Source organism: Mycobacterium sp. (assembly GCF_019247615.1).
GTDB lineage: Bacteria > Actinomycetota > Actinomycetes > Mycobacteriales > Mycobacteriaceae > Mycobacterium.
Map to the genome: position 1 here is coordinate 1 of NZ_JAFBAT010000200.1, position 11514 is coordinate 11514.

Here is an 11514-nt window from a genome sequence, read left to right on the forward strand (position 1 = left end):
GACTCCTCCTTCATGCCGTCGAGCATGGCCATGAACATGTCGTAGCCCTCGCGCTGGTACTCCACCAGAGGATCGCGCTGCGCCATCGCGCGCAGGCCGATGCCTTCTTTGAGGTAGTCCATCTCGTAGAGGTGCTCGCGCCACTTGCGGTCGATGACGTTGAGCAACACGTTGCGCTCGAGTTGGCGCATCGCGCCTTCGCCGGCGAGTTCCTCGAGCTCGGCTTCCCTTGCGGCGTAAGCCCTTTCGGCGTCCTTGAGTAACGCTTCCAGCAGCTCCTCGCGCGTCAGATCGTCGCGGTCGGAATCGGCGTCGCGGTGCGTCAGGCTTTCGTGCGTGATGCCGACGGGGTACAGCGTCTTGAGCGCCGTCCACAGGGCCTCCAGATCCCAGTCCTCGGCGTAGCCCTCGCTGGTCGCGCCGTCGACGTAGGCGGTGACCACGTCCCGGACCATGTCCAGCGCCTGATCCTTGAGGTTTTCGCCCTCGAGGATGCGGCGCCGCTCGGCGTAGACCACCTTGCGCTGCTGATTCATCACCTCGTCGTATTTGAGGACGTTCTTGCGGACCTCGAAGTTCTGCTGCTCGACCTGGGTCTGCGCGCTCTTGATCGCGCGGGTGACCATCTTGTTCTCGATCGGCACGTCGTCGGGCAGGTTCAGCCGATTGAGCATCGCCTCCAGTGCCGCGCCGTTGAAACGGCGCATCAGTTCGTCGCTCAACGACAGGTAGAAGCGCGACTCGCCGGGATCGCCCTGACGCCCGGAACGGCCCCGCAGCTGGTTGTCGATGCGCCGCGACTCGTGCCGTTCGGTGCCCAGCACATACAGGCCGCCCGCCTCGATGACCTCGGCCGCCTCCTTGCTGGCCTCCTGCTTGACGACGGGGAGCTCCTCGTGCCAGGCCTGCTCGTACTCGTCGGGCGTTTCCACCGGGTCCAGCCCACGGGCACGCAGCCGCAGGTCGGTGAGGAAGTCGACGTTTCCGCCCAGCACGATGTCGGTGCCGCGGCCGGCCATGTTGGTCGCGACGGTGATGCCGCCCCGCCGGCCCGCCTCGGCGATGATGGCCGCCTCCTGCTCGTGGTACTTGGCGTTGAGCACGTTGTGGGGGATGCGGCGCTTCTGGAACTGCCGCGACAGGTACTCGGAGCGCTCGACGCTGGTGGTGCCGATCAGGACGGGTTGGCCCTTCTCGTACCGCTCGGTGACGTCGTCGACCACAGCGATGTACTTCGCTTCCTCGGTCTTGTAGATCAGGTCGGACTGGTCGGTGCGGACCATCGGTTTGTTGGTCGGGATGCTGACCACGCCGAGCTTGTAAATCTCGTGGAGCTCGGCCGCCTCGGTCTGAGCGGTGCCCGTCATCCCGGCGAGCTTGTCGTAGAGCCGGAAGTAGTTCTGCAACGTGATCGTGGCCAGCGTCTGGTTCTCGGCCTTGATCTCGACGTGCTCCTTGGCCTCGATGGCCTGATGCATGCCCTCGTTGTAGCGGCGGCCGTAGAGCACCCGGCCGGTGAACTCATCGACGATGAGCACCTCGCCGTCGCGCACGATGTAGTCCTTGTCGCGGTGGAACAGCTCCTTGGCCTTCAGGGCGTTGTTGAGGTAGCTGACGAGCGGCGAGTTGGCGGCCTCGTAGAGGTTGTCGATGCCCAGTTGGTCCTCGACGAACTCAACACCCTTTTCGTGCACCCCGACGGTACGTTTCCGCAGGTCGACCTCGTAGTGGAGGTCCTTTTCCATCAGCGGCGCCAGCCGGGCGAACTCGAGGTACCAGTTGGAGGCGCCATCGGCGGGACCGGAGATGATCAGCGGGGTGCGGGCCTCGTCGATCAGGATGGAGTCGACCTCGTCGACGATGGCGTAGCTGTGCCCACGCTGCACCAAATCGTCGAGCGAGTGCGCCATGTTGTCGCGCAGGTAGTCGAAGCCGAATTCATTGTTGGTGCCGTAGGTGATGTCGGCGTGGTAGGCGACCCGACGCTCGTCCGGCATCATCGGGGCCAGGATCACCCCGACCTGCAGCCCGAGGAAGCGGTGCACCCGGCCCATCCACTCGCTGTCGCGTTTGGCCAGGTAATCGTTGACGGTGACGATGTGCACGCCCTTGCCGGCCAGCGCGTTGAGGTAGGCCGGCAGCACACAGGTCAGGGTCTTGCCCTCACCGGTCTTCATCTCGGCGACGTTGCCCAGGTGCAGCGCGGCCGCGCCCATCACCTGGACGTCGAACGGCCGCTGGTCGAGCACCCGCCAGGCGGCCTCGCGGGCCACGGCGAACGCCTCGGGCAGCAGGTCGTCGATGGTCTCGCCGTCTTCCAAGCGCTTGCGGAACTCGTCGGTCTTGGCCCTCAGCTCCGCATCGGTGAGCTTCTCGACGTCGTCGGACAACGTGTTGACATAGTCGGCCACCTTCTTGAGGCGCTTGACCATGCGGCCTTCGCCGAGGCGCAGCAACTTATCCAGCACGGTGTTGTCCCCTTTGGGATATTCCCCTGTTGATAGGAGTCTTCTTCTTCGTTAAACCGACCCCCATCGTAGGTGACGCGCCGCGGATGGCCTCGGCAGCGGCGATCGCAAGCGCGGCTACCGCCGGGCGCTGGGGGCACCACCCGCTTGCGGGGGACGGGTCGCCGCTCGAACAATCGTCAGGCGAGCCTGATCAGGCCGTAGTCATAACCGTGCCGGCGATAGACGACGGACGGCCGTTCGGTCTCCTTGTCGTAGAACAAAAAGAAGTTGTGCCCGACCAGCTCCATCTCGTAGAGCGCCTCGTCGACCGACATCGGCGTGGCCTGGTGTTCCTTGGTGCGGACCACCCGGCCCGGCTCGTGGTCTTCCAGATCCCCGAGACCCGCGCCGTCGTGTTGGTGCGGCTCCACGGGTTCGGCGTTGAAGGCCCTGCTCGGGGATGGCGCGACGGCGGTGGCGGCCGCGAGCGAAACCGGCGTCTTGTCGCCGTAGTGGACCTTGCGACGGTCCTTGGCCCGGCGCAGCCGATTCTCCAGCTTGTCGACCGCCGATTCGAACGCGGCGTAAAAGCTGTCGGCGCAGGCCTCGGCCCGGCTGACCGGCCCGCGGCCGCGTGCGGTGATTTCCACCCGCTGACAGGACTTGCGCTGCCGCCGATTGGGCGCGTGTTTGAGCTCGACATCGAAAAGGTAGATGGAGCGATCGAACCGTTCGAGGCGGGCCAGTTTCTGCGAGACGTAGACGCGATAGTGATCGGGAATTTCGACGTTCCGGCCCTTGAACACGACCTCAGCGTTCGGTTCGACCGGCTCGGTTGTTTCTGTCGGCAGTTGGTCCAGCATCTGACCGGAATCCACAGTAGGCCTTGACATACGTGACAACTCGTTTCTCTTTCCCTGTCGCACGCTCTGCGTGCCGGCTGTCTTTCACGACGCGCCGACGGGGTGGGAGCGGTTGCGCCGCAGGCTGCCCGCCGGTGCAAGGTGACGAATACTCACCCCCTTTGCGGTGGCGTCTCACCCGGGAATCGCGACCGATGAGTCAGGCCGGGATGTTTCGGTGAAGGTTGTCCTCGACGTTAGCTCGTGTTCGCCCTGGGATGCCACCAAATTTTCCCAGCCGTTGCGAGTTCTTCACAACCCCTCGGCGCCCTCATCGGGATTCGCGAGTCAGGCGGCCGCGATGGCCAGTACCGCGGCCACCCGAATCCCGGCGGCATGCAAGGTGCGCACCGACTCGCGCGCCGTCGCCCCGGTGGTGACGATGTCGTCGACGATCACGACCTCGGTGCGCAACAGCTTTTCGCACTCCCCACGAAATAGCACCCGGCCGGCGATATTGCGCTCGCGGGCGGAAGTGCCCAGGCCGACCGAATCGCGGGCCCGCGCCTTCATGCGCAACGCCGGGACGACGGCGACGTGCGGGTGCCGGGCCACCGCTGCCCGGGCCAGCCGGGCGACGGGATCACCGCCGCGCCGGCGCGCCGCCGAACGCCGCGTCGGCGCGGGCACGATCGTCAGGGGCGTCGCCACCATCCCCCAGCTCAACAGCCGATGCACGCCGACGGCCAGCGCCCGGGACAGCGGCGCGACCAGGTCGCCGCGACCGTGCTCCTTCAGCGCGAGGACGGCCTGCCGTCGGACGCCGGCGTAGCGACCCAGCGCGAACACCGGAACCTGCGGGTCGACGCGGGGGTTGACGACGTGCGGCTGGTCGGCCGGCACCGACAACTCGGCGGCGCAGGCGTCACACCACCGCGTCGACGGCGCCCCGCAGCCGCCGCATTCCAGGGGCAGGACGAGGTCGAGCACGCCCGCCAGTGTGGCGGGCCCGGCTGACAAGCTAGGGCAATACCAAGCTGAACACCCCGCGACTCAGCCGGGTGATGATCTCTTCGAGGCTGCGCAACGGCAACTCCATTCGCCACTGCGGCAACAGGCCGGACACCTCCAACGCATCCGATTCCAGGCGAACGTCGGTGACCAGCAGCCCATGCGGCAGGTCGGGCAGCGGCACCGGGTACGCCGGGATCCGCGCGGGCAGTGCCCAGCGCCGTTGCCCCGTCAGGAGTGCCGACGGTCGCAGCCATAACGTCGTCCCCACCACGTCGACGCCGACCTCGAGACCGCCCCAGCCGGGGCGGCGGCTCCAGTGCAACAGGGCGGCGCCGTCTGCGCCAAGCACGCTGCGCAGTTGGGGCGCCGCGCGACGCAGGGCGTCGTCGACGATTTTTCCGGGGAGGGTCACGGTCAACTCCGCCGGCGCAGCGGTCACGGTCGGCGGCACGCCGGGACGAAAGTGCACGTTGTGCAGCACGGCAACGGCGTGCTGCAGGTGGTGTTGGTCCCAGGTGATGTCGCGCGCGCCGATGCGGACCTGGCCAAGCTGACCGACGGCCAATTCGCGTGGATCGAGCGCGGAGTCGAATTCCGTGACCGTGAGAACCACCTGGTGGTCCCCGGCGTGCACCGTGACTTTCTTGCCGACGAGCAGTTGCTGCAGGGTGGTGAACAACGTGCGGTAGGGCAACGCGACGGCCTGGACGGCGCCCGAGCCGACGGATGGCAACCCGCTCGACGACCACAACGAGGCGATCGTGTCCAACGCACGGAAGGGATCGTCCCAGCGCAGGCGGGGAACTTTCGGCGACATCGGCGCCTCCTCACTGCGAGGGTAGCCGGAAAGGTGAGCCCCAGAAAGGATCAGGGAGGATGCCGGGCTCAGCCCGGCAGCACCGGGGCCGCCCCGGCCACGGTCAGCCCGGACACGTCCGACCAGCTCGGCTGGCTTTCGACGGCCGAGGCCGAATACTGCAGCACCCCTTCGGGAGCGGCGACGTACACCGTAGACGGGTTCGCCGCGACCGTCGTCACCGGAATCTGCAGACCGCGGGCGGGCGCGTCGGAGTTCACGCCGTCCAGGTTGACGTAGGACACCGGATGACTGGCGTCGGTGCGGGTCACCACGATGTCGTCCCCGGTTCGCCAGGACATCGAGACCACGGAGTTGCCCAGGCCGAAACCCAGCCGCCGCGGGTACGTGAGGGCATACTGCCCGGCCTGGGTCTGCTCGACGCTGGCGAGGATGACCTGACCGTTGATCACCATCGCGGCGCGCGTCGAGTCCCGGGACAGCTGCAGGTCGGTGATCGGCCCGGGGAAGCTGCGGGCCACCGCGGCCGAATCCACCGGAATGCGCGCGGGCTGGCCCGAGGCCGGTTCCTGAATCGCGCGCAGCACGTTGTTGCTGTCGACCACCACCCAGACGGCATCGTCGAGCGACCAACTCGGCCGCGACAGGCTGTGCCCGTCGGCGGACTCCACGGCCTCGCCACCGAGGTCCCCGATCCATAGCGAGGCCGCCATGTCCGGGGCACCCCGCCGCAGCGTCACCACCGAAGCCACCTGCCGTCCGCTGCGGGACAGCGCGGCGCCGGTCTGGTCCCCCATGCGCCCGAATGCCCCAGGGACGGTGGTGACGCGCTGCGCGTCGAGTCCGACCAGCGAACCGTTGACCAAGGCGTGCAATCCGGCCCCAGCGCCGTCGGCCGCACCGGGGTCGGTGGCCGCCACATCGGAGGTGGTCCACCCCTCGGTGAACTTGTCTTCCAGCGGTGCGCCGTCGGCGTTGATCACATACGGTCCCCGGATGTCGGCGCGGGCCAGGGTCCAGATGATTTGTGCGGCAAGCAATTGCCGGCTGTGCGGATCGGTGGTAGACAGTTTCTCCAATTCGATGCGCGCGCCGCCATACCCGCGCCCGATGCCGTTCTTGCCGCCGTCGGCCCGGGTCACCGGGCCGCGCAGCCGCAGCGGCGGCGCCAGCAGGTTGCGGACCGTGTGCGCCATTTCGGGCCGCGGTCCGGCCAGCAGCTTGGAGACCAGCTCGGTGGCCAACTGATCGTGATCGGCAACCGCGACGTAGCGCGGATCGGGGACGACGGTCTTGCCGGTCGGGTCGGCAAAATACAGCGTGTTGCGCTTGTACGTTGCCTGAAACTGCTGCCAGTCCAGGAAGACCCCATTGGGCAGGCGGTCGATCCGCCATCCCCCGGACGTCTTGACCAACTCGATCGTCCCCGGGTCGGGCAGCACGCCCTCGGCGGTCTCGAAGACGCCCACATCGGACAGGGAGCCCAGGATGTCCGCCCGCATGGTCACCGAAACCCGTTCGGGCCCACGGGTTTCCACGAACACCACGTGGTCGATCAGCAGCGAGCTACCGGCGTCGTCCCAGGCGTTGGATGCCGACTGAGTGAGGAACTGCCGCGCCGCCAGATGCCGATTGGCCGGGTCGGCCGTGGCCTTGAGGAATTCGCGCAGCAGCACGTCGGGATCCATGCCCGGGGTCGGCTTGGGCAGGTTCGACGGCGCCGGACGCTCGACGGTCCCGATGGCCTGCGGGGCCGACCAGCTCGGCACCCCCGCGCAGCCGGCGAGCAACGCCGCCAGCGACAACAATGCCAACATCCGCCCCGGCCCCCGCAGCCGGCGCATCAGACGCTCCTCTCCGCGTGCTCGCGTTGCCGCAGGTGTTCGGTTCGTTCGGGCGCGATGGGGTGGTCCGGGATCGGCTCCGGAATCGGTTTGAGCGGCAGTGGACTGGTGGTGACCTTGTGGCCACGAACCAGCGGCAACGTCAGCCGGAAGCAGGCCCCCTGACCGGGCTCGCCCCAGGCCTCCAGCCGGCCCTGATGCAGTCGGGCGTCCTCGACGCTGATGGCGAGCCCCAGCCCCGTGCCGCCCGACCGCCGCACTCGCGACGGGTCCGAGCGCCAGAACCGGCTGAACACCAACTTCTCCTCGCCCGGCCGCAACCCGACCCCAAAGTCGCGTACGGTGACCGCGACGGTGTCTTCGTCCACGCCCATCCGGATACGCACCGGTTTGTGCTCGGCATGGTCGATGGCGTTGGCGATCAGGTTGCGCAGGATCCGCTCCACCCGCCGCGCGTCGACCTCGGCGATCACCTCATGCTCCGGCAGGTCCACCAGCAGCTCGATGCCGGCCTCCTCGGCCAGGTGGCCCACACTGCCCAGGGCGTTTCGCACCGTGGTGCGCAGGTCCACCGCCTCGACGGACAACTCGGCCACACCCGCGTCGTGGCGGGAGATCTCGAGCAGGTCGTTGAGCAGCGTCTCGAACCGGTCCAGCTCGCTGACCATCAGCTCGGTCGAGCGGGCCAGCGTCGGGTCGAGATCGGCGATGTGGTCGTAGATCAGGTCGGCGGCCATCCGCACCGTCGTCAGCGGGGTGCGCAGCTCGTGGCTGACATCGGAGGTGAAACGGCGCTGCAGGTTGCCGAACTCCTCGAGCTGGGTGATCTGCCGGGACAGGCTCTCGGCCATGTCGTTGAAGGACATCGCCAGCCTGGCCATGTCGTCCTCGCCGCGCACCGGCATCCGCTCGGAGAGATGGCCGTCGGCGAACCGCTCGGCGATCCGCGACGCCGAGCGCACCGGCACCACCACCTGCCGGGATACCAACAGGGCGATGCCGGCCAGCAGCACCAGCAGCACGGCGCCGCCGGTGATCATGGTGCCGCGCACCAGCTGAATCGTGGCCTGCTCGTTTTTCAGCGGAAAGATCAGGTACAGCTCGAGATTCGTCACCTGCGACGACGTCGGCGTCCCGACGATCAATGCCGGCCCCGAGAAGCCCTCGGTGTGCACCGTCGCGTACTGATAGGCCGCCTGTCCGGCCTTGACGAAGCCGCGCAGCGAGGCGGGTATCTGATCGACGGGCCCCGCCGTGCTGGCGGCGCGCGGACCGTCACCGGGCACCATCAGCACCGCGTCGAACGCATCCGCCAGCCCGGCGCCCGAGGCGAAGTCGGTCTTGGACGTCAACGTGGTGCGCGCGAGCTGAAGGCTGCTGTCCAGGGAACGCGTTTCCTCGCCGTTGACGATCCCGCCCACCGTGGAACGCGCCCGCTCGATCTGCTCCATGGCGGCCTTGACCTTGACGTCCAGCACCCGATTGGTGACCTGGCTGGTCAGCACGAAGCCGAGCGCAAGGATCACTGCCAACGACAGCCCCAGGGTCAGCGCAACGACCCGCAACTGCAGCGAGCGGCGCCAGGCAATGCCGACGGCCCGACTCAATGCACCCATGCCGCGGGTCATGGGGCCGGAGCGCCCCCAGCGGCTACGAGTGCGTCGCCGCGAGCCCCGCCACATCAATGACGCCGTCCCCTGCCCGCGAGTCGGGGTACTCCCCGCGCCCGGGTCACGGAGGTCCGGCCTTGTATCCCACTCCTCGAACGGTCAACACCACGGTCGGGTTCTCAGGGTCTTTTTCGACCTTGGCCCGCAGACGCTGGACGTGCACGTTCACCAGGCGGGTATCCGCCGGGTGCCGATATCCCCACACCTGTTCGAGCAGCACATCTCGAGTAAACACCTGGCGCGGTTTGCGTGCCAGCGCGACCAGGAGATCGAACTCCAGCGGTGTCAGGGAGATCTGCTCGCCGTTGCGGGTGACCTTGTGCGCCGGCACGTCGATCTCCACATCGGCGATGGAGAGCATCTCGGCGGGCTCGTCGTCGTTGCGCCGCAGTCGCGCACGCACCCGCGCGACCAGCTCCTTGGGCTTGAACGGCTTCATGATGTAGTCGTCGGCGCCGGACTCCAGGCCCAGCACCACGTCCACGGTGTCGGTCTTGGCGGTCAGCATCACAATCGGCACGCCGGAATCGGCGCGCAACACCCGGCAGACGTCGATGCCGTTCATGCCGGGCAGCATCAGGTCCAGCAGCACCAGGTCGGGGCGCAACTCGCGCACCGCGGTCAGGGCCTGGGTACCGTCGCCGATGACCGCGGTGTCGAAGCCCTCCCCGCGCAGCACGATAGTGAGCATCTCCGCCAGCGAAGCGTCGTCGTCGACGACCAAAATCCTTTGCCTCATGAACACCATGGTGTCACCAGATCCGGATAAAACTGGGCACCACACGGGGCGTTTCTTGGGCAAGAGGGGCAAATACCGTCAAAATCGCCCATCCGGAGCCATCAAAGTGGCCGCCAGCAGGCCCGGATCGACGTCAGCATCGACGACCCGCCATCGTCCGCCCCAGCCCGCTTTGGCCAGCCCGGCATAGACGGCACCGGTGCGCTCCTGAAGCTCGTCGTCGCGTTCGTAGCTGTCGCGCGCCCGGCCCGGCTCGGATTCAGCCCGATGCAGCGCCCGCCGCGCGGCGAGTTCGGCGGACACCGCCAGCAGCACCTGCCAGTCGGGCGCAGGCAACTGCAGCCGTTCGTATTCCAGCCGGTGCACCCACGCAACCGCCTCCCCCGCCGCGTCCTGGCGCAGGCGAGCGGCGCTGTAGGCGGCGTTGGAGGCGACGTAGCGGTCCAGGATCACCACGTCGTGGCCCCGCAACAGCCGCTCGACGTCGCGGACCGCGCCGGCTCTGTCGAGCGCGAACAGCATCGCCATCGCATACACCGAAGACGCCAGGTCGCCGTGCTCGCCGCGCAGCGCCTCGGCGGCGATGTCGGCGGTCACCGATTGCCCGTAACGCGGAAAGGCCAGCGTGGCGACCGACATTCCCGTTGCCTGGAAAGCGGCCCGCAACCCCTCGGTCAACGTCCGCTTGCCGGCGCCGTCGACGCCTTCGATCGCGATCAGCACGGCGCGAGCCCGGCGGCCGGCTCCGGACTCCTCAGTAGCGGTAGTGGTCGGCCTTATAAGGGCCGTCGACGTCGACGCCGATGTACTCGGCCTGCTCCTTGGTCAGCTTGGTCAGCTCGCCGCCCAGGGCTTCGACGTGGATGCGGGCCACCTTTTCGTCGAGGTGTTTCGGCAACCGGTACACCTCGTTGTCGTACTCGTCGTTCTTGGTCCACAGCTCGATCTGCGCGATCACCTGGTTGGAGAAGCTGTTGCTCATCACGAATGACGGGTGGCCGGTGGCGTTGCCCAGGTTCAGCAGCCGGCCCTCGGACAGCACGATGATCGACTTGCCGCTGTCGGGGAACGTCCACTGGTCGACCTGCGGCTTGATGTTCAGCTTCGTCGCCCCCGAGCGCTCCAGCGCGGCCATTTGGATCTCGTTGTCGAAGTGACCGATGTTGCCCAGGATCGCCTGGTCTTTCATCGCCTTCATGTGCTCGAGCGTGATGATGTCCTTGTTGCCGGTCGCGGTGACGACGATGTCCGTGTCGGCGATGACGTCCTCGACCCGCTTGACGTCGTAGCCCTCCATCAGTGCCTGCAGCGCGTTGATCGGGTCGATCTCGGTGACCACGACACGCGCGCCCTGGCCCTTCACCGACTCCGCGCAGCCCTTGCCGACGTCACCGTAACCGCAGATCAGCACCTTCTTGCCGCCGATCAGGGCGTCGGTGCCCCGGTTGATGCCGTCGATCAGGGAATGCCGGCAGCCGTACTTGTTGTCAAACTTCGACTTGGTGACGGAGTCGTTGACGTTGATCGCCGGAAAGGTCAGATCCCCGGCGGCGGCGAACTGGTAGAGGCGCAGCACGCCGGTGGTGGTCTCCTCGGTGACCCCCTTGACCGACTCGGAGATCTTGGTCCACTTGCCCTTGTCGGTCTCGAAGCGGCGCCGCAGCAGGTCGAGGAAGATCTTCCATTCGGCCGGGTCGTCCTCTTCGGCGGGCGGCACGACGCCGGCCCGCTCGAACTGCGCACCCCGCAGCACCAGCATGGTCGCGTCCCCGCCGTCGTCGAGGATCATGTTGGCCGGCTTGTCCGGGTCGGGCCAGGTCAGCATCTGCTCGGCGGCCCACCAGTACTCCTCGAGCGTCTCGCCCTTCCAGGCGAACACCGGCACACCCGTGGGCTCCTCGGCGGTGCCGTGCGGGCCGACGACTACCGCCGCTGCGGCGTGGTCCTGGGTGGAGAAGATGTTGCACGACGCCCAGCGGACCTCGGCGCCAAGCGACGTCAGGGTTTCGATCAGCACCGCGGTCTGCACGGTCATGTGCAGCGAACCCGACACGCGCGCACCCTTGAGCGGTTGCACCTCGGCGTATTCGCGGCGCAGCGACATCAGACCGGGCATCTCGTGCTCGGCCAGCCGAATC

9 protein-coding genes are annotated in these 11514 nt (G+C 67.6%); all 9 read right to left on the reverse strand.

Annotated elements, in window-relative coordinates; all coding sequences use genetic code 11:
* On the reverse strand, positions 1 to 2468 hold a 2468-nt coding region (secA, locus tag JO059_RS13865), incomplete at its 3' end, for a preprotein translocase subunit SecA (protein WP_293319593.1).
* Positions 2469 to 2647: 179 nt separating this feature from the next.
* Positions 2648 to 3313 carry a ribosome-associated translation inhibitor RaiA gene (gene raiA / locus JO059_RS13870; RefSeq protein ID WP_293319609.1) on the reverse strand — a complete coding sequence of 222 codons (666 nt, stop codon included), beginning with the start codon at positions 3311 to 3313 and terminating at the stop codon, positions 2648 to 2650.
* Between the two features lie 327 nt (positions 3314 to 3640).
* A complete protein-coding gene (locus JO059_RS13875) occupies positions 3641 to 4282 on the reverse strand; it encodes a ComF family protein (RefSeq protein ID WP_293319595.1) in 642 nt (213 codons plus the stop codon).
* 31 nt (positions 4283 to 4313) lie between these two features.
* Positions 4314 to 5123 (reverse strand): LmeA family phospholipid-binding protein, encoded by an 810-nt coding sequence (locus tag JO059_RS13880; protein ID WP_293319597.1) that lies wholly within the window; start codon positions 5121 to 5123, stop codon positions 4314 to 4316.
* 68 nt (positions 5124 to 5191) lie between these two features.
* Positions 5192 to 6940, reverse strand: coding sequence for an MtrAB system accessory lipoprotein LpqB (gene lpqB / locus JO059_RS13885; RefSeq protein WP_293319611.1), 1749 nt, complete (start codon positions 6938 to 6940; stop codon positions 5192 to 5194).
* A 26-nt stretch (positions 6941 to 6966) separates the two neighbouring features.
* Positions 6967 to 8649: an MtrAB system histidine kinase MtrB gene (gene mtrB / locus JO059_RS13890; RefSeq protein ID WP_293319599.1), complete on the reverse strand. Its 1683-nt coding sequence runs from the start codon at positions 8647 to 8649 to the stop codon at positions 6967 to 6969.
* 49 nt (positions 8650 to 8698) lie between these two features.
* A complete protein-coding gene (mtrA, locus tag JO059_RS13895) occupies positions 8699 to 9385 on the reverse strand; it encodes a two-component system response regulator MtrA (protein WP_066990218.1) in 687 nt (228 codons plus the stop codon).
* A gap of 69 nt (positions 9386 to 9454) precedes the next feature.
* Positions 9455 to 10099, reverse strand: a complete 645-nt coding sequence (locus tag JO059_RS13900) for a dTMP kinase (RefSeq protein ID WP_293319605.1) — start codon at positions 10097 to 10099, stop codon at positions 9455 to 9457.
* Between the two features lie 31 nt (positions 10100 to 10130).
* Positions 10131 to 11514, reverse strand: a 1384-nt coding sequence (ahcY, locus tag JO059_RS13905; RefSeq protein WP_293319607.1) for an adenosylhomocysteinase, incomplete at its 5' end; no start/stop codon positions are given.

Bases quoted from the DNA above. Each gene is read 5' to 3' on its own strand.
- raiA (WP_293319609.1), bottom strand. From the start codon at position 3,313: ATGCTGGACCAACTGCCGACAGAAACAACCGAGCCGGTCGAACCGAAC.
- JO059_RS13880 (WP_293319597.1), bottom strand. From the start codon at position 5,123: ATGTCGCCGAAAGTTCCCCGCCTGCGCTGGGACGATCCCTTCCGTGCG.
- lpqB (WP_293319611.1), bottom strand. From the start codon at position 6,940: ATGTTGGCATTGTTGTCGCTGGCGGCGTTGCTCGCCGGCTGCGCGGGG.
- mtrB (WP_293319599.1), bottom strand. From the start codon at position 8,649: ATGTGGCGGGGCTCGCGGCGACGCACTCGTAGCCGCTGGGGGCGCTCC.
- mtrA (WP_066990218.1), bottom strand. From the start codon at position 9,385: ATGGTGTTCATGAGGCAAAGGATTTTGGTCGTCGACGACGACGCTTCG.